Source organism: Kordiimonas sp. (assembly GCF_965216265.1).
Classification (GTDB): domain Bacteria; phylum Pseudomonadota; class Alphaproteobacteria; order Sphingomonadales; family Kordiimonadaceae; genus Kordiimonas.
On record NZ_OZ244153.1, the window covers coordinates 3,013,167 to 3,031,711 of the forward strand.

Annotated in this window: 21 protein-coding genes; 19 read left to right on the forward strand and 2 right to left on the reverse strand. The window is 55.3% G+C overall.

Features of this window, described 5'->3' with window-relative positions:
* Positions 1–15 precede the first annotated feature (15 nt).
* Positions 16–438 carry a DUF3168 domain-containing protein gene (locus ACOOGA_RS13970; protein WP_417462854.1) on the forward strand — a complete coding sequence of 141 codons (423 nt, stop codon included), beginning with the start codon at positions 16–18 and terminating at the stop codon, positions 436–438.
* Here the strand turns inward: ACOOGA_RS13970 and ACOOGA_RS13975 are convergent.
* Positions 435–797 (reverse strand): hypothetical protein, encoded by a 363-nt coding sequence (locus ACOOGA_RS13975; RefSeq protein WP_417462855.1) that lies wholly within the window; start codon positions 795–797, stop codon positions 435–437. The genes ACOOGA_RS13970 and ACOOGA_RS13975 overlap by 4 nt on opposite strands.
* Before the next feature lie 113 nt (positions 798–910).
* On the opposite strand from ACOOGA_RS13975, the gene ACOOGA_RS13980 reads away from it, so the two are divergent.
* From ACOOGA_RS13980 to ACOOGA_RS14045, 14 genes are read left to right on the forward strand one after another with little or no spacing between them, the layout of a single operon-like run.
* Positions 911–1,327 carry a phage major tail protein, TP901-1 family gene (locus tag ACOOGA_RS13980; protein WP_417462856.1) on the forward strand — a complete coding sequence of 139 codons (417 nt, stop codon included), beginning with the start codon at positions 911–913 and terminating at the stop codon, positions 1,325–1,327.
* A gap of 9 nt (positions 1,328–1,336) precedes the next feature.
* Positions 1,337–1,684, forward strand: coding sequence for a GTA-gp10 family protein (locus ACOOGA_RS13985; protein WP_417462857.1), 348 nt, complete (start codon positions 1,337–1,339; stop codon positions 1,682–1,684).
* Between the two features lie 56 nt (positions 1,685–1,740).
* A complete protein-coding gene (locus ACOOGA_RS13990; protein WP_417462858.1) occupies positions 1,741–1,905 on the forward strand; it encodes a hypothetical protein in 165 nt (54 codons plus the stop codon).
* Positions 1,902–2,780: a hypothetical protein gene (locus ACOOGA_RS13995; protein ID WP_420428899.1), complete on the forward strand. Its 879-nt coding sequence runs from the start codon at positions 1,902–1,904 to the stop codon at positions 2,778–2,780. The genes ACOOGA_RS13990 and ACOOGA_RS13995 overlap by 4 nt, the downstream gene beginning before the upstream one ends.
* 14 nt (positions 2,781–2,794) lie before the next feature.
* A complete protein-coding gene (locus ACOOGA_RS14000) occupies positions 2,795–3,277 on the forward strand; it encodes a hypothetical protein (RefSeq protein ID WP_417462860.1) in 483 nt (160 codons plus the stop codon).
* Positions 3,277–3,834, forward strand: coding sequence for a hypothetical protein (locus tag ACOOGA_RS14005; RefSeq protein ID WP_420428901.1), 558 nt, complete (start codon positions 3,277–3,279; stop codon positions 3,832–3,834). The genes ACOOGA_RS14000 and ACOOGA_RS14005 overlap by 1 nt, the downstream gene beginning before the upstream one ends.
* A complete protein-coding gene (locus tag ACOOGA_RS14010) occupies positions 3,835–6,975 on the forward strand; it encodes a phage tail protein (RefSeq protein ID WP_417462862.1) in 3,141 nt (1,046 codons plus the stop codon).
* Positions 6,972–7,553 carry a hypothetical protein gene (locus ACOOGA_RS14015; RefSeq protein ID WP_417462863.1) on the forward strand — a complete coding sequence of 194 codons (582 nt, stop codon included), beginning with the start codon at positions 6,972–6,974 and terminating at the stop codon, positions 7,551–7,553. The genes ACOOGA_RS14010 and ACOOGA_RS14015 overlap by 4 nt, the downstream gene beginning before the upstream one ends.
* A 22-nt stretch (positions 7,554–7,575) precedes the next feature.
* Positions 7,576–8,019 (forward strand): hypothetical protein, encoded by a 444-nt coding sequence (locus ACOOGA_RS14020; protein ID WP_417462864.1) that lies wholly within the window; start codon positions 7,576–7,578, stop codon positions 8,017–8,019.
* Positions 8,016–8,255: a hypothetical protein gene (locus tag ACOOGA_RS14025; protein ID WP_417462865.1), complete on the forward strand. Its 240-nt coding sequence runs from the start codon at positions 8,016–8,018 to the stop codon at positions 8,253–8,255. Before ACOOGA_RS14020 ends, ACOOGA_RS14025 begins: the two co-directional genes overlap by 4 nt.
* On the forward strand, positions 8,252–8,767 hold the full coding sequence (locus ACOOGA_RS14030; protein ID WP_417462866.1) for a D-Ala-D-Ala carboxypeptidase family metallohydrolase: 516 nt from the start codon (positions 8,252–8,254) through the stop codon (positions 8,765–8,767). Before ACOOGA_RS14025 ends, ACOOGA_RS14030 begins: the two co-directional genes overlap by 4 nt.
* A 50-nt stretch (positions 8,768–8,817) precedes the next feature.
* Positions 8,818–9,318, forward strand: coding sequence for a hypothetical protein (locus ACOOGA_RS14035; RefSeq protein WP_417462867.1), 501 nt, complete (start codon positions 8,818–8,820; stop codon positions 9,316–9,318).
* Positions 9,319–9,368: 50 nt separating this feature from the next.
* Positions 9,369–9,788 (forward strand): 3TM-type holin, encoded by a 420-nt coding sequence (locus ACOOGA_RS14040; protein WP_417462868.1) that lies wholly within the window; start codon positions 9,369–9,371, stop codon positions 9,786–9,788.
* Positions 9,785–11,440 carry a hypothetical protein gene (locus tag ACOOGA_RS14045; RefSeq protein ID WP_417462869.1) on the forward strand — a complete coding sequence of 552 codons (1,656 nt, stop codon included), beginning with the start codon at positions 9,785–9,787 and terminating at the stop codon, positions 11,438–11,440. The genes ACOOGA_RS14040 and ACOOGA_RS14045 overlap by 4 nt, the downstream gene beginning before the upstream one ends.
* A 526-nt stretch (positions 11,441–11,966) precedes the next feature.
* Here the strand turns inward: ACOOGA_RS14045 and ACOOGA_RS14050 are convergent.
* Positions 11,967–12,815 (reverse strand): response regulator, encoded by an 849-nt coding sequence (locus ACOOGA_RS14050; RefSeq protein ID WP_417462870.1) that lies wholly within the window; start codon positions 12,813–12,815, stop codon positions 11,967–11,969.
* 344 nt (positions 12,816–13,159) lie between these two features.
* On the opposite strand from ACOOGA_RS14050, the gene ACOOGA_RS14055 reads away from it, so the two are divergent.
* From ACOOGA_RS14055 to ACOOGA_RS14070, 4 genes are all read left to right on the forward strand, one after another.
* Complete coding sequence (locus tag ACOOGA_RS14055; protein WP_417462871.1) at positions 13,160–13,711, forward strand: PAS domain-containing protein; 552 nt, start codon at positions 13,160–13,162, stop codon at positions 13,709–13,711.
* An 80-nt stretch (positions 13,712–13,791) separates the two neighbouring features.
* A complete protein-coding gene (locus ACOOGA_RS14060) occupies positions 13,792–14,367 on the forward strand; it encodes a DUF6438 domain-containing protein (RefSeq protein ID WP_417462872.1) in 576 nt (191 codons plus the stop codon).
* Positions 14,368–14,626: 259 nt separating this feature from the next.
* The gene (locus ACOOGA_RS14065) at positions 14,627–15,700 is read left to right on the forward strand and encodes a calcium-binding protein (protein ID WP_417462873.1); all 1,074 of its coding nucleotides are present in this window, start codon (positions 14,627–14,629) and stop codon (positions 15,698–15,700) included.
* A 295-nt stretch (positions 15,701–15,995) separates the two neighbouring features.
* Positions 15,996–18,413 (forward strand): M10 family metallopeptidase, encoded by a 2,418-nt coding sequence (locus ACOOGA_RS14070; RefSeq protein ID WP_417462874.1) that lies wholly within the window; start codon positions 15,996–15,998, stop codon positions 18,411–18,413.
* Positions 18,414–18,545 lie beyond the last annotated feature (132 nt).

The window sequence follows — 18,545 nt, forward strand, 5'->3', positions numbered from 1 at the left end:
ACGAGGATAATGAGCATGACCGCACTGGTTTGCCATAAATTGCAGGAAGCGCTTTATGCGCACCTGAAGGACGACAGCGTGCTGATGGGCCTTCTGGCGGGCATCTATGATGAGGTGCCGACGGGCAGCGCGCTACCCTATCTTACATTTGGTGAAACACGGGCAGACGGTATGGCGCTGAAGGACCGTGACTGCAGCCAGATCGCCTTTGATATCATGGTGTGGTCTGAGGACCATGGCCAGATGGAAGTGAAAGAGCTGATGGCTGAGGTGGACCGGGCGATGAAGTCTTTCGAGCCTGATGTTCTTGATGTCAGTTTTGCGGGTCTCAGGTTCATCGGCTCCAATACCATTCGGCAAATTACGCCGGAGCGTATGCTCTATCGAGGGCGGTTGGCATACCGTATCAGGGCTTATGAGGGTGTATCGGCGGCCTAGCTCATCAGTGCTTTTGTGCAGGTGCGTGCGCGTGCCTGCATGCCCGCTTCCAGCACCCGCCGTTCATACTGCATCGTGCGGTGGATACGGTTGTGGAGCGTAAGAGCCTGACCGTCTTCGCTCACATAAATAAGCGCTGGTGGGCTTTTCTCAAGCCGATTGGCGATGAAGCCGATGGCCACACGGTAAGCTTTCATCTGGTTGATACACTTGGCCGTGACGGAGATTTTGTACCCCGCGTCAACGGGCGGTGCGGTCTCGGCTGCACGGTTTGAGGTGACTGCGTTCACGACTGTACTCATGGCCGTAAGTGCCAACAGGCACAGCAGGGTGCTCACCATTTTTCCCAGTTTACTCATCTCAACCCTCCCGTCGCCATACCAGCCCCAGACAGGAAATCATACCAAAAACCGCACGGACCCGCGCGCGAAAAAAAACTTAACAGCAACGCATTAGTTAAAGGAAACATGCGATGACAGCACAGCTTGGTAAAGAACTGCTCCTCAAGATTCACGACGGCAGCGGCGCTTTTGAAGACGAAAATTTTATCATGGTAGGAGGCTTCAAGTCGAACGATATGAAGATTGCCAACCAGGGTGTTGATATTACCTCCAAAGACAGCGGCGGTTTCAAGGAAATGCTCGAGGGTGGTGGTGTTCGTTCGTTCACAAGCTCCGCAAGCGGCGTGTTTATGTCTGATGCCGCCTTTGCGCTTTGTCATGGCCATATGCTTGCGGCCACACACCCGGAATGTCGCGTTATCGTGCCTGGTCACGGCACCTATAGTGGCAAGTTTGCCATCAACAGCCTCGACCTGACGGGAACAGACGAGGGCGAGGTGAGCTATAACCTGTCTTTCGAATCTGCTGGCCCGATTACCTTCGCGTAAGGCCTGGCCATGGCACGCAAGATCGCAGGCGAAACCAGCCTGAAAGTAGGCGCGCGCACCGTGCGTCTACGGCTTGATATCGGCACCATGATGGACCTCGAGGACCATTTTGGCATGGGGCTGATCCCTTTTCTAACCCACAGGTTGCAGGAGTTTCGCCTGTGTGACATGGCCGCGCTTTTCCTTGCCATGACAGGCGGCGATTTCACCGATGGAGCCGCGCGCAAGCGGGCGGGCGAAACCCTTCTAAAAGCGGGCCTTGCCGAGGCTGCGACCGCTATCTCTCGCTGCATTGAGGCGACTCTGGCGCCGCAAGAGCCGGGAAAGCCGAAACCCCGGACGAAGACCGAGAGTTAGAAGGCCGGGGGCAGAACAATACTATCGAATGGCGCAAGCTTCTGGAAGTGGGCGCCATGATGGGGCTTTGCCCTTTGAGTGTCGTGAAAATCACGCTGCCGGAGCTGCGCATCCAAATGCGGGGCTGGCAGCGCGCAAACGGCATCAACCCTGATGCGGAAAGAGCGGCAAAAGCCATGAGCCGGTCACGGTTTCTGGAACTGGCAGAAAGGTATAAGTGATGCAAATTCAGGCACCCGCATTTGATGTGGACCCAGGAGAAACCATCAAGAAAGTAACAGAGCAGTTCAAGGAACTGGCGCAGGTGGTTGCCAATGTGAAGGCGGGCTATTCAGGTCCTGGAGATCTCAAGGCCACAAGCGACATCGGCGGTTTCCTGCAGGCGCTTGTGGGTGATATTGGCGGCGAGGTTGGTGGTCTGCTTGGCAAGGTTTTCCCTGGTTCTGGCGGAGAGAAGCAAGCTGGTGAAGAGGGAGGTAGTCTCACCGCTGGTACTGAGGCCGACACCTCAAAAATCGATGAGGCGCAAGGCAAGACCACAGATGACGCCATCAAGGGTGAGGAAGACCGCGAAAAAGCCAACGCAAAAGCCTGGGCGGGCATTGTGGGCAATGCGGTCAAAAGCTCGAAGGTACTGTCGAAAATCCGCAAGGCTTTTGCGATTGGGGAGGTGGTGAAAGACACCGCCATGGCTATCTCGAAGGCTGTGGCGTCCGCGCCCTTTCCGCTCAATGTGCCAGCCATTGCATTTGCCGCGGCCACTGGCGCTGCCCAACTTGCGGCGGTGAAAGGCCAGGCGCACGACGGGCTTGATAAAGTGCCTTCCACCGGTACCTACCTTCTTGAGAAGGGCGAACGGGTGGTGGACAAACGTCTGAATGCTGATCTCTCAAACTTCCTGAACGTGCAGGGCGGCGGCGGTGGATTAACCTCTGTCACCAACCAGACCCACGCGCCGGTTATCTCCCCCAATATCAACCTCACCCTCAATGGCGATGTGCAGCCAGACGCAGTTCACGGCAACCGCGGGGCGCTTGAAAGCATGATCCGCGGCATCTTTGCCGATTACGCCATGGAAGCGCCATTTGGCCGATAAGGAAGCCCTGCATCATGAGTTTAGACGTTTTACCCGCCTTCCCTGCGCCAGCGTCGGTGAAGGTGCGGCCACATCAACGCACCAAATCAACCCAGGCCATGAGCGGCAGGATATTGACCAACGCTTACGGCGGTCATTTTTTTGAGATGACACTTGTTTATCACCCCATGCACAGGAAGGACGCAGGCGGGCTTATTGCTTTTCTGCAGTATCAGCGCGGCCGGTCCGGCATCTTTACCGTGCCGCTTGACCAGCTTACGGGCTTGAGCGGGCTTCAGGTGGGTAACTTCGCCAAGTTCAATAATGACAGCAAGGTCCACGTCATCACGCAAACAGCGCCGAGCGTGGAGGTAATGCCCGCCGCGCGGGTTGCGGGCGGCACGCTCATCACCACAGGTGTGGCAATGAAATGTTCCCTCACCCGTGACGCGCAGGAAATCACCCTCGGCACCGACGGCTTGATCCGGCTTGAGCTTGACCTGATTGAAAGGGTTTGATGATGCTTGACGTATCCCCCGCGATAGAAGCCGCGCTTGAAAGTGACAATATCACTTTTGCCTGGCTTGTTGATCTTGATAGCGGTGTTTGGCGATGGACCACCCACGGCACTGACCTTGTGGTGAGCGGTGACACCTACCATTCCCTTGGCAATATTATCAGCCTGCAACCCATCGTGCGGGAGCGGGATATCAAGCTGCAGAGCTACACCATGCGGTTTTCAGGTGCTGAACGCACGCTGGCTGACCAGCTGCGCCTTGTGGCGCTGACGGGTATTCCCTGCGTTATCTCGCTGGTGCTGATTGACGGTGATGGTGATGTCGTGGGCGGTGAGGCGCTCAGGCTTTATAAAGGGGCGGTGCACGCATGGTCGGAGGATGAAGGCGGTGATGCCGCCTCTGTCGAGATCCAGATCACCAGCCCATGGTCAAAGCCCAGCCAGACATCTGGCAGGCTCACCAGCACCGATGCGCAGGAAGACCGCTACGCAGGCGATAAATTCTTTGAATTTGCGCATGTGGAAAAATCCAACATCGGATGGGGAGGGGAAGCTTAAATGGGCCTGTTTTCATTTCTGGGCGGCCTGCTTGGCTTGCCCACCAAACCAGCGTCACAAGGCATCAAGATATCCAAAGCGTCGGCCGTTGCGGGTTTGCCCATCATCTATGGCAGGCAGCGTGTAACACCGGTGAAGGTTTATAAAACCGTCTCCCGCCACAATGCGCCGCCAGGCAGCCTCGGCCAATATGATCACACCTATCTGCCGGACTCGTCCGACGATGAGGAGGTGCGCAAGGACTATGACTGGCTGCACCGCATTGATGTGTGGGGGCAGGGCGAGATAACCGGCATTGACCGCTTCTGGATCGACGGTGACCTGCAGGGCGTGAAGCGCTTCAAGAAGAAGCCTTATTTCCGTGCGCTCAGCAAATATGGAAGCGAGAGCCAAACGGCGATGACTGCGCTTTCGGCTGCGTCTGATGTGTGGACATCCGCGCATCGTGGGCGCGGCGTGGCCTATAGTTGGCTCCGGTTTTTCAATTCGGAGAAGAAACCTCAGTTCACGGCGGAGCCTGAGGTGAAGGCGCTTGTGCGTGGCCTCAGGGTTTATGACCCCCGGCAGAGCGGGCAAAGCTTTAGTAACCCGGCTACATGGCAATATTCCAACAACCGGGCGCTTGTTATCCTCAATTATCTGATGGCGCCGTACGGCTTTAATGCCGGTGAGGATGAGATTGATATCGATAGTTTCATCACGGCGGCAAACAAATGTGATGAGATGGTCAGTATCCCTTCGGTGCTGACAAACACCAGCCCCACGCCCCGCCGGTATTGGGACCGGGTAGCGGGTGAATTTGTGTTTGTGAGCCCCGCAGGCACCTTTCCCGGCTACCGGGACGAGCAGGTGGCCACAACGCAGCAACGCTGGTTGGCGGATGCGGTGATCGACCCGAAGAAGGGTGTTATCCCGAACCTTAAAAAACTGCTGGAAGGTTTCGGCTGGTCCATGCCGTGGTCAAACGGCAAGCACAGGCTGGTGATTGAGGATGTGGTGGATGAGCCCGTCATGACCTTTGGTGCCGATGATATCACCGGCGGCTGGAAGGCGTTTCATGGCGCACGGGACGGCATGCTCACCCGTGTGACGGTTGAGTTCCCGAACGCCAATAAAGATTTTGAAGAAGACGCGGTTTCATGGCCCAAGCTGGATAGCACGGAATATGCCAGCTATCTGGCGCAGGATCAGGGCAAGGAAAACCACACCAACGTGCCGCTCGAGACCATCACCGACTATTACCGCGCCCGGCAGTATGCAGAATTCCTTGTCCGTAAAAGCCGTGTTTCGCACCGCATTGAAGGCTTGAAGCTGGCGCGCAAGGCCATGCTGCTTGAGCCCGGTGACGTGATCGCGATTGATTACCCCGAACGCGGTTTTGACGGCCGGAAATATATCGTCGAGAAGGTTTCCGTTACCGCCTTTCTGGAGGTGAGCGTTGACCTCGCCCTTTATGAAAGCACGGTTTATGAAGGCGGCACACCTGAGCAGGAACCGCTCAACAGCCTTGGCGACCTGCCGGACCTGTGGCTTGAGCCCCCCGAGCTTGAAGACCTGCAACTTGTCAGCTTTCATGAAGCGAAGGCAGACGGCAGTGTCATCAGCGGACTTGACGTTAACTGGGACGCCCCTATTGAGACCATCGGTATTGACCGGTTTGAACTGAAGTGGCGCAAGGCAGGTGAGGCCACATACACTGGGCAGCAATACCTGCCCCGCGACACGCTAAACACGCGCATCTCCGGCCTTGTGGACGGTTTGAGTTATGACGTGCGCGTAACCTATTGGACCCAGCGCGGGCAGGAGTCAGAAGAGGCCGTGCAGACGATTGAGCTGCCCGCCACGCCTTCCAAGCTGGATGATATTGAGGACGGGGCAACACGCAACGATTTTCGGGGTGCCTATGATGATTTCACCACCTATAGCCGCGGTGATGTGGTGACCTATGAGGGCAGCAGCTATGTGTTCAAAAGCATGAGCGATGCTGTGGGCGTTGAGCCAACACACACCACCTACTGGACGTTGCTGGCCGCTGCTGGCCCGGAAGGGCCGCAAGGCAACCCTGGCCCCGAAGGCCCGCAGGGACCGCAGGGCACATCGGGGGAGACATATCACATTGTCTCGGTTCAAGGGCTGCGTTGGGGTTTTGCCAATAATACGGTGCAGGGCTGGAGCGTGCCGGATGGTTCCGGCAGCATATCTGCCTCGGCTGGGTTGCTGCATTTCACCGGCAGTTCGTCAACCGACCCGAAGCTGCAGTCACCCAACAACCTGAATGCCAATGGCCGGCTGTATTCCGTTGTGCGGGTGGTGCTGGCCAATTCAGGCGCCACCACCTTCACCGCCAACCCGCAAATTTACTATTCCACAGCGGGGCATGGCTATGACGCGTCGCACTACAAAAGTTATGGCAGCAGCGTGACGTTTGACCCCGGCAAAACCAAGGTGCTGTATTTTGATATGCACGAGCTGACGGCAGGTGGTGATGATTGGCGCAACGGCACCATCAAACGCATCCGTTTTGATATCGCCAACAAAGCCAACCTGCAGATCGAGATTGAAGGCATCGTGATTGGCCAGCGGGATGTGACGGATATCACCAGCGACAGCACGCTTGCTGACCTGGACCTTACGGCCAACACAAAACTGAATGAAGCCAAGGCAGCGACAGAAAGCCTGGGCAGTCTCGCAACCCTGAGCGAGGTTACACAGGCGGAAATAGCGCTTAACAGCGCCTCCTGGTATTCAGGCGGCAACAGTGGCACAAAAACGATTACTAACGCGGAAGTCTGGAAGATATCCGGCACTGTGGATCGCCCGCATACTGGTGGGCAGCGCATGCAATTGCTGTGGAACCCCCGCGCGAAGTGTAATTCGGGTACTGTTGAGCAGGTTTCAGCTGAATTTTTCCGTCGCCGTTTGTCCGACGACGTTGAATTAACGTTGGAAACGATCAGCTTCTTTGTGAGCAACCAATTCGAACCAAGACCGATGATTTTCTATTACCAACCGGGAGGCCCTAACCCCCTGGTTGAAGCGTTGGACACGACAACAGTGGGGCTAAAAATCACCATCACGGATGGCAGTGGCTCTGTAATATTTGAACCCGCCATATTTTCACTGATTGAGAACAGCCGATGAAACAACTTGTTTTTTTCGACAGCACCACCGGGCTGATACCGCCTGATGGGGTGCGCGTCATGTCTGACGAAGCTGCGGCGATTACGCAGGCCCCTGAGGGGTGTGGCGCGGTGGAATGGGGCGGGACGGTAACGCCGGACACCCATAAGGTGGACGTGAACCAAACGCCTGCTGCGTTGGTGCCTTATACCCCACTAGTGGATATGGATGCGCTAAAGCGCGAGGCCAAGTCAGCGGTAGACTGGAAAGCCGCTAAACTGCGGTCCTGGGTGGGGAGCCACGGCTATGGGCAGGAGATGGTTTATCTGGCGAAAGAGCTGGAAGCGCGCGCCTGTGTTTCCGACGCGGCACCAGACCCCGCGCGGTATCCGCTCCTTGCGGCTGAGATTAGCATCACCGGTGCGGACCTTATGGGGGTTGCACTTGCTGTTGTTGCAAAAGCAGATGAATGGAAGGTGCTTGCGGCAAGCATTGAAGCCGTGCGCCTTTCCACCAAACAACTCATAGATGCCGCTTCAACTGCGGCGGAAACTGACGCAGCTGTGGCGACAGCAAACTGGCCAACGCTGCCCGCATAAACCTCTCAAATAACAGGACTGTATGATGAAATTTCTCCTGCCCGTGTATCACGCGGCGGTGGGCACGCTTGCGCGCGCGGCCACCCTGTCGCTCTCATCTCTCAAGGCGGCTTTGGGCCGCTTTTTTTATAGCCACCCCACGCTCAAGCGCGCGGGTCTTGTGTTCGCGCTTCAGCTCGTTGTGCTCATCCCACTTGGTATTTTTGCAGCGGTGGGCAGTGACGCGCTGTTCGCGCTTATGCTCACCTGCCTGATGATCATGTGGTGCGCGTTCCTCATTGGCTTGTTCCTCGGTCTTGGGGCGGAACGTGCTAGCATGGACTGGGACAGTATCTTTGCCTTGCCGCCTGTGCGCGCTTTTGCCTTCTGGCGCTGGCATGCCATTGAACGCAAGCGTTTCCTTGGTGTGCTTGGCGCCATCTTCCTCGGGCTTTTGTGCGCAGCGCAGTTTGGCTGGCCGTCATGACCGGGCTTGCATCAAAACGCGAGTATCAGGCTGCCAGCGTGAAGGTGCTTGATGGGTCGGAGACCGCACAGGCCGCGCTTCTCAAGGCCACGCTGGCGCTTGACCGGATCGAGCGGCACGAGGAAGAGTGTGGCCGCCGCTGGGGCCTTGTGGTGCGGCTGCTCTTGCTTGCGCTTGCCAAACTGGGCGCGCTTCTGGTGTTCCTGATCGCCGATAAACTGGGGTGGCTGGCATGACAGTTGGCATTCACCCCAGGATGGAAATCTCGCCCAGCTTTCGGCTGTGTGATTTCACGGCAAGCCGCGTGGCGGACCGCTACGGCCTTTATAATCTGCCGCGCGATGTGAGCATTGTTGCCAACCTGAAGGCGCTTTCCAAAAATGTGCTGGAGGTGATTATCTCCCGCACGGGCAAACACCTTACCCTCTTGTCCGGTTACCGCTCTGTCACGCTCAACCGGTTGCTCGGCGGCCCGTTTGATAGCCCGCATGTGTTTGGGGAAGGCGTGGATTTCCTGATCAGCGGCACAAGCGTGGAAGACGCCGCCCTGATGATTGCCGCGATGGATGACTTGCCATTTGATACGCTGGTGCATGAACGCAGGCAGCTTTCAAACGGTGATGTACAGGCGTGGCTTCACCTTAGCCACAAGCGTCTGGGCCCCAATCGCGGCGCGGTGCAAACGGCGCTTACCCAGGGTGGCACTCGCACGCTGAACGACGGGCTTCTCACCCGTAACGCGGCCTGAGGGAGGCGTGTTCGAACGAGGAATGTGATATAAGGGCCAGAGCGAAAACAATGCCAACACCACAAACAGATGCGAACCATTTCCTCAGTGGCGTGATCATGCCGGTGCTTGCTGGCCTCGGCATGGACAGCCCCTCTGCTGCAAAACTTCTGATGATGACAGCTTGCCATGAAAGCATGGGTTTTTGTTACCGTACGCAGGTGAATGGCCCGGCACTTTCCTATTTTCAGGTTGAGCCAAATACGCTTGATGATCTTTACAAAAACTATCTGGCCTATCGCCCCGGACGGCAAGCGCAGCTTGACGCTTATTTGCCTGTAGGCATGAGCCACCTTGAAGCGCTTGAGGCAGATGACGCTTATGCCTGCGCCGCAGCCCGCATGATTTACGCCCGTGTGGCGGAAGCCTTGCCCAATGTGCGGGATGATATGGCCTTGGCGGAGTATGCGAAGCGTTATTGGAACACCGCATTCGGTAAGGCTACGCCTGAGAAATATCTCGCTGATTTCCACACTTATGGCCCCAGCCCGGCACCCTCGAGCTGGGGCTGACAGGCCGCTTTACTTCCCCGAAAACATCACCGTTTTGAAAGGAGGCTGCTATGGGCCTGCCGCTGATAGGTACTATTCTGGACATCGTGCGCGCACCGCTTGAACGCCTGATTCCTGACAAGAACGAACGCCGCCGATTTGAGCATGACCTTGAACTTGAAGTGCTGCGCGCAGGCCTTGCACAGATGGAAGTCAACAAGGCCGAAGCCAATCATCCCAGCATTTTTGTCGCCGGGTGGCGGCCTTTTGTGGGCTGGGTTTGTGGCATCGCGCTGGGCTGGCATTTCATCGGCCATGATGTGTTTAACTGGGCCCGGCTTGCCTTCTTCCCGCACATTCCCGCCCCGCCGCAGCTTGCAGGCACAGAAACCCTGATGACCGTGCTTCTGTCCATGCTCGGGCTTGGCGGCCTGCGTACGGTTGAAAAACTGAAGGGTGTTAGCCGCGAAAAATGGAGGGAGACCAAGTGAGTGCTGCGGTGAGAATGGTAAATGTCCCTTGGACAAGCACGCCAATACCTGTCTCCAGTCTTTCGCAGTCTATTCGCCACAGCGCTAGGGAGATTAGTCGCCTAAAAGGCAAGACACTTCTCTTTGAGAGAGAAGAGCGTGCTTTATTAGCTATTGTGAAACTGGCCGGTCAACAGGGTATATTGATTGAATTAAAGGATTTCTCTATCGCCTCCGGGCGGCGAATAGCAGCTGTTATAGATGCGCAAGCGGTTAAGGGAGCAATTGCTTCCGAAGCGGAATTGTCCGCCGGTGTTGCCACGCTTTTTTTCAAGCTGCGCTGGAATAAATTGAGAGAAAAAGAGTTTTCCCCACCCATTATTTCATTTGGTGGTTCGAAACCACAACCTCCCAGCAACCGGTTCTTGAAAATTTTTGGGCTACAATCATTCAAACCAAATTTCTCGGCCTCTATCAAGATATTGGGCGCTTATGAGCAGGACTTGTTCGGGCGCTCACTGACGAGAGTTGGAACAGCATTAATTAGGCCCGATAGTCGTGCGGTGGCTGACCTTTTGAGGCTCATCGAGAAAAGCGAGCCCAACATATTTTCGGCGCTACAGAAACCCTCCCGTTCGGCTTTTGAACAATTTGCTATGGAATTTCTCGTTGATCTTGAGAAGGCCAATAATGCAGCCGATGCAGTGGCTGCGTCTTTTGGCGCTGTAGGTGATGCCGCATCTGAGATTGAAGACGTTTTTCTGGGGCGTGAAAAGGCCGTTAAGGCATTTGCAGCTGAACTCTCGCGCGACCTTCAGGGGCGACGCTTTACCGTTAATACAGCGATAGAGCGTCTCTACTTTGTGGGCGTACAGACGTTGGGCAGGGACCGTCGGGTGATTATGTCTGCCCGCAACGGCTTTATGACCTCAGCTAGGGACACGCTCGAACAGTTCGATGAAAATATGCGGTCTGTTATCAAAGACCTGGAGGCAAGCCTTGAAGATGAGGGGATAGCAAACCCGGCAGAAAGCCGAAAGCGGGGGCGTAGGAGGCGCGCCAGAATATGGAACGAAGCGCTTCAGAAAGAACTACCAAAGATCACTAGCGCCGCTGCCGCTGCCAGCGTTCGCACGCAGCGAGAGATTGCTGCAACACTTAAGATGTATGGCGCTGCTGCAGAAGGCTTGGGCAGAGCTACTTTAGCTGTTGAGATTGGACTGTTACTTGGTAGCGGATCTGAATGGCAGGACTATGTGCAGGTTGCGCTGAAGGAATTGTTGCAGGATATCGGTGCCAGGATTTTACGTATCGTTGGACGTTATGTAGGTGCTGTTATTGGTGGCGGGATAGGGGCGTTTTTCGGAGGGGAAGCGGGAGCAGTAATCGGAGCCTTGATCGGATATGTAGCAGGCGCGTTTCTCGGTGGTTACTTTGGTCATATGCTTGGAGGAAAGATTGCGGATGCCTTCGGTCCAATCCTCATTGAAAATATGGATGCTGCCCTCGCACAAATAGAAATGCAGGTTGAGGAAAAGGCGGTCGCGCTAGAGAAAGCTGGGGCCGATTTTAGTCAACGAGGAAGAAATGCCTCCGTGGATGGGGAGCCTGATTTTTTCACGTCGTTTGAGCGAAACCTATTAGAGAAAGCGGGGGCGAGAAAACCCAACTAGCATTGCGGATACTACCCAGGTTTTGACATAAATCGGGTTCAGGCTGAGGAAGAATAAACGGGGTCAAATGCGGCAATGGGAGCATGCTGATATTTGGGTTCATTGCCAACCCCATATAGCGAAACTTCTGAATGGCCTCGTCTTCGTGTTGAGTATCCTGTTATTGCTCCTGCCGCTTTTCTCGCTGACCTTGCTGGGGCTTATCTGGCGGAGCACCTGTTTTATGCCTGGTTGTTCTCATCTATGTGGTTGCCCCGGGCCATACATAAATCAGTGGGCGGCGGATATAGCTTCCCAGCCGTGGGTCAAAAGCCGCTTTTGAAGGGTTTGCAAGCTAGTGAAAAGCCGGGTGGGGTGGCCATCAGGACCAGGTAACGCCAATCACCGGTTTATGGTGGCCCCACCCGAAGTGGTTGGTGATTATTATGTTCTTATAGGCACAGCATAGCGGCTGCCCTGTAAAAGAATGGTTACTGAAGGTGGTTAATTTACAACTTATAGTTAAAATTGATTAACCATACCGCGCTTACCCCATGTTCTGCATCAGGATATATTTTTTACGCAGGGCGCGCTGAGTGCGTTCATAAGCGATATGAAGCTCATGAAATATCTGCGGGGCGGGGCCGGTCTCGTTATTTTTACCCATGATCTCAAGCTGGGCGGCGAGATCTGCCGCGCTTTCTGCGCCAAACACCTGAGCGGTTGATTTGAGCTTGTGCGCGAGGAACTGAATGCGTGGTGCATCATCTGCGGTGATAGCATCTCCAATATCAGACAGCATGTTCGGCCCTACGGTCAGATAGTCCTTGAGGAAGCCCATAAAGCTGTCCCCCAGCAATGACCGATATTCGTTAAAGACCTCCCAGTTAAGCGCATCAAGGTCGTCCCTGTCATGAATGGCGCTTTCACTTTCTATTGAGATGGGGATGTTTTCCTCAAGGCCCAAATGGGTGCGCAGTGCTTCCGACAGGTTCACCCGGTTGATGGGTTTTTTGATCATGCCGGTCATGCCTTCAGCCAGGTATTCTTCTTCGGCGCGCTCAGACACTCGTGCGGTGACCGCAATGATCGGAATGTTTTCATAGTGGCTTGAGAGCTTGCGGATGGCTTGCGTAGAGCGCACACCGCCAAGCGTGGGCATCAGGATATCCATCAGGATAAGGTCGTAATCAGCTTCTTTTGCAGCATCAATAGCCTCCAGCCCGTTGGCGACAACGTCAAAGCGTGCTTCAAACCGGCCAAGCAATTTTCCCATTATGCTGGCCATCACCGGGTTATCCTCCACCACAAGGATACGGGGGCCACTTGGGAGTGTATTCTTGTCCGCCGGTGTTGCGGGTTGGTCGGTGATGGTCTGAGCGGATTCTTGGTCCATGGGGAACCTCTTTACACAGGGGAACATACATATAGCGTAGCACGATTTTTTTGCGACAACTCGCCACGCGTTAAGGTGAGATTGTGCGCTTCTGTTCTCGCAGCAGGATAATAACAAAAAGTTAAGAATTGGGCATGTGGCGGTGTGTCGCGTTAATTTTTCATGTTGGCAGCAGATGTGGTGATTAGGGTAAACAAATTCTCAAAATTAGATAAAATTTTAACCGTCCCTAGACTCTGAAGTCCAGAAATATAATATGCGCGGAAATCAGCGAATCTGCCCGTGTGCTGGCAGCGCCGTACGGGGGTCCGGTAGTTGGTTTGGTATGTGTATGGAGTTTGCGTTTGAAACTGGAAATGAGCCTTGGGGGAGGCGCATCGCGGCTGGCCGCGATCTGGGAAGAATTTAATACATCGGACAGCTTGCCTGACCGCGCTGATTTCACGTTGTCGCGGCTGGGTGCGCTTACCTCGCGCTTTATGGCGCTGAGGGCCGGTGAGCATGGTGAACTTGTTGTTGTGCAGTCGGGTACGGCAATTGACCATATATGGGGCCGTAATGTGGTGGGCGCGTCAAGCGGCACCATGAGCCTCAAGTTTGGTGCGAACCTGTCGTGTGAGGAAGCTTTGGCGGCGCTTAACCAGCCCTGCGGCATCCATGTTAGCCGCACGCTTGAGAAGTCGTCTGGCAACAAGTTGAAGCATGAAACACTTTATCTGCCTGTTGTATCCAAGCGCGGGCGACAGCTTGTCTCGATCACTGATTTTGCCGCAGCCCGCCATATGTATGGCCTGCTGGGCGATACCACCACGATCGTGAACGGTGAGATGCATTTTAGCTATTTTGTTGATGTTGGATATGGCGTGCCTGACGTCCGAGACATGCGTGTTGCCTGACAGCGGCTGCGTGAAATTTTGTGAAACTTTGCATTGGTTTACCTCGCGCTCGTGCTAAATAGGGCGCGGAAGGATATGCCATGCGTTTTTCACGTTATACCAAGATGTTTTCCGTCACGGTGGTTGCTTTAATGCTTGCTGCCTGCGCGACCGGTGGCGATGGCACCAGTGATGCGGCGGATGGAGTGGGTGACGTGGCGCGCGATCCAAGCCCAATGCATTATGTGAAATTGAGCGAAGGCCCGTGCTTTGGTGCCTGCCCGGTGTATGACCTGACCATCAGGGGCGATGGGCGTATCACCTTCCACGGGAACCGATTCTCGAAACTTAGTGGTCAGCATCTGGCTCAACGCAGCGTTGGGCAGTTTCTGGAAGTTCTTGAAACCCTGAGAATGCAAAAATTCACCGAGCTTGATGGCGCCTATGATCGCATGTCGTGCAAGATGCCGGCAACAGACCACCCAACGGTGACAATCGAGGTGCGTACCGCAGAGATTAATAAATCTGTGCAGTGGTACACGGGGTGCCGCGGGTTTGAAGACCGCAGGAAGCTCGAACGCCTGGTGGACGAGCTCAGGCGCGTGATGGATGTGGACGAATTTATCGGCACCGACGCAGAACGGGACGCGATGCGCAACAAGCGCCGCTCAAAATAGGATAGGGTGCCTGCGAACCTTTTAATGCGCAGCACCGTCTAACGCTCAAGAGCCGATCACGGCCTGCGAGGACAAGTTTATAAAGCTGTGACCATGAAAGCCCCCTTATTTGGGGGCTTTTGTCGTTTTGGATTATAACAAAAACCATACATCTACGTTCATTTTTGGTTCAGGCGACCCCTGCCATAAGGGTGACACAAGGAGATGGCGGTATAACTGCCTCGCATAAAATGAAACGACACTTACCGGGGGATACCCAATGGCTTTTTATAATGTTGTAGACGGACGGATAGTTTTTAACGGCTCGGGCGAACACAGCAATTTCCGGGGCTCATGGAGTGACGATTTCCTCGTGGGCGGCAGCGGAGATGATCTGCTGAAAGGTGCGGGCGGTGATGATTTCATCATCGGCGGCGGCATGGACGACGGCTACTATTTTGATATTGACTGGTACGGCGACGACAACTTCTTTGTGGCGGTTGTGCCCGATGCGCCGCAATATGAGGGCCGTGATACGCTGATCGGCGGCTGGGGAAACGACACGCTCATTGGTGGTGGCTGGGATGATAGCCGCGTGAACGACAACGGCAAGTATGACATTGGTGAGGCTGTGTCGGGCGAAGCGATCGCCAGTAGCAATCTTACGCTGGCCCCTGAGAATGAAATCTGGGGTGGTTCTGGGGATGACGTGGCTGTCGGCGGTAATTTCCGCGATACCATCGGCGGTGGCTCAGGCGATGATGACATCTTTGGCTGGGGCGATGACGATCGGCTTTTTGGCGGCACAGGCTACGATACGATTGATGGCGGCAGCGGTGACGATTCGGCCTGGGGCGGCTCCGGCGATGACGACATATATGGTGGCTCGGGCAATGACCGCATGGGCGGTGGTTCCGGCTGGGACGATCTGTTCGGCGGCAGTGGCCACGATACGATCTATGGCGGCTCCGGTGACGATGTTGCTACTGGCAACAGTGGTGACGATCTGATCTATGGCGGTTCGGGCTGGGATACCCTTTGGGGTGATGATGGAGACGACGACCTGATCGGCGGTGCGGGCGATGACATCATCTATGGCGGTTATGGCGAGGACTATTTCATCTTCCGTGACGGTGACGGTGATGACATCGTTGAAGACTTCTATATCGGCGAAGACACGCTTGTGCTCAGCGGGGTTGGTGATATCGATGATCTCGACGACCTGGAATATTATTCATACGACGCTTATGTGGGCGGCACATGGGGCGTGGTGATTGAGACGACAGCGAGCGACAGCATATTCCTGACAGGAATATCATGGGATGAACTGCACGATCTGGACGTGATCTACTAAGGTCGCTACCCAGGCTTATCCGAGGCAGGTTGATCCCCCTTAAGAGCAACTATGACGCCGCCTTCGGGCGGCGCTTTTTTTCGTTTACTGCCCGCCCTGAAAAGGGCGTGTTTTTGTTAAAAAATCCAGGATCGGCAACGTTTTTTTAAGCGGCGACCGTATAAGGTGAAGGTGGCGGAGGTATAGAGAGTTCTCATTAGGCAGTTGACAGGCATGCCACCTGCTATTCAATGATGAACTGTGATGGTCAGCCCTTTGGGCGGCGGCTGAATACCCAAAAGGTGAGGGTCTGGTTTTGGTTGATGTTCCCAATAATACAAGCACAACAGCAACGCTGGCGTTTGGTGGCACCTATAATGGTGAGATCGAGGTAGCAGGCGACGAAGACTGGGTTGCAGTAACACTGCAGGCGGGTGTGACCTATGCCATCCAGATGACGGGCTCAACAATTGGTGACGGCACCCTTGTCGACCCTTTCATCAAGGGGCTCTATAACGCCAGCGGCACCTCCCTGAACCGGTTTGACGATGACGGTGCTGGAAGCCGCAACAGCCAGCTGGTGTTCACGCCCAACACAAGCGGTACCTATTATGTCTCAGCGGGTGGTTGGGAAACCGAGACCGGCACGTATCAAATATCGCTTGAAGAATATGAAGCGGAAGCCCCGTCGCCAACCACCAATGCGGTGGTGGATCAGGTGGATATCACGGGTGACGACAGGGTAGACAGCCTTCTCGATCTGTTCCGCTACCAGAACGTTCTGGGCGCGGCGACAACGACCGTCACCTACAGTTTTCCAAACGCGTCCAGCGCGTGGTCAACATCGTCAAATGGCGGTTATGGCCCTGAGGACGGTGACGGCGAACCCTGGAATGGCATCAGTTTCCTGACGACATCGGAAGAAAACCTTTTCAAAGATGCCCTGTCTCAGATCGAAAGTTTCGCGGCAGTTACCTTTGAGGAGGTAGATGATAACACCTCATCAGCAGGGACCATCCGAGTAACCTGGACAGACGAACCCGATGCAGATTCGGCGGCATACGCTTACACGCCCTACGGCACGGTCACCGCAGGCGATATATGGATTGTGAGCGAGAATCAGTCAACCGGAGGCCGTGGTTCATATTTTCAGCTTGTGCTGACGCATGAACTTGGCCACGCGATGGGGCTCAAGCACCCGTTTGATGACGATGGTTCCGGCGTTATCCTTTCGTCAGCGTATGACGGGCTGGAATATACGGTGATGTCATACAATGTCTCCATTGAAGATGAAGATATTGCAGGCGCGAGTTTCTACCCCACAAGCTACATGTATCTTGATATCCTCGCGCTTCAGCACCTGTATGGTGAGGCGGAAAATGAGGTGGGTAACACCACATATACCTTCAGTAATGGCACCCAGTATTATGAAACCATTTGGGACACGGGCGGCACAGATACTTATGACGCATCCTCCCAAACCACAGGCCTCGACCTTGACCTGACCCCCGGTAGCTGGAGCGATGTTGGCACCACCATCACGCTCTACCGCGACGGTGGCCCAAATTCCGCGAAGACAGACACCGTTTACACGCCACCTGAGGTTACGATCGAGAACGCTATCGGTGGGTCGGGCAGTGACCGAATTACCGGCAATAGCGCTGCAAACGTACTCACCGGCGGCGGCGGGCACGACAACATGCGCGGTCAGGCTGGTGGCGATATGCTGAGCGGTGGCTCGGGCGATGATACCTTGCGTGGTAACGAGGGTGATGACACGCTTTATGGCGGCTCAGGGGCTGACTTCCTGCGCGGTAATGACGGTGACGATATCGCCGAAGCCGGATCGGGGGATGACCGCATCTACGCAGGTGGTGACGGTAATGACACCGTGCGCGGTGATGAAGGTGATGATTATATCGGTGGCGGGGACGGGGCTGACCTTCTGATCGGTGACGGGGCTGACGCCTCCTTCTTCTCGTCAAACAGCGTTGGCCAGAACGGGGCTGATGTGATGTATGGCTCCAGCGGCAACGATACCGTGATCGGCACGTCATGGGATGACGACGGTGACGGGGTGGTTGAAGTGGATGAGATTGTTACCTCGGCAAGTGATGGCGATAACTTCCAGTGGGGTGGCTCTGAAGACGACTTTGTCTATGGCGGCGGCGGCGCTGATACTGTGCGCGGCGGGCCGGGGGATGACGCTGTATACGGCTTTGGTGGTAATGACCGGGTGTATGGCGGCAAGGGTGTGGCATCAGACGCCAGGGATACCCTTTCTGGCGGCGCCGGCAACGACAGTGTTTATGGCAGCACGGGGGATGATAGTGTCTCTGGTGATGCAGGGGATGATCTTATCTTTGGCGGCACGGAAGATGATGTGATTGACGGCGGCTCCGGCAGTGATGAGCTGTGGGGCGGCTCTGGTGATGATACCATCACCGGCGGCACGGGGGACGACGAGATCAACACCGGTGGTGGAAGTGATGAGCTTATCTTCACCTCAGGCCATGGTGACGATGTGGTCACAGATTTCAGTACCAGCAATGACCTGCTGGACCTGAGCGGCACAACAACCGATTTTACCTCAGCGGCAAGTGTGCAGGCAGCGGCCACAAACACAACGGTGAGTGGTGAAGCAGGCGTGATGATCGACACCGGCGGCGGCGACAGCATCTTCCTCATTGGCCTCACAACCGCAAACCTCGCAACAGTCGATTATACCTTCTAGCGAAATCACCGTATGTACGGTAGAAAGCGCCCCGCACAAGGTGTGGGGCGTTTTGTTTTGGCATCATGGGCTTGAAACGTTGGAATTGCCTGTTTTATATGGCAGAATCTGATTTGGGCGTTATGAGAGCGG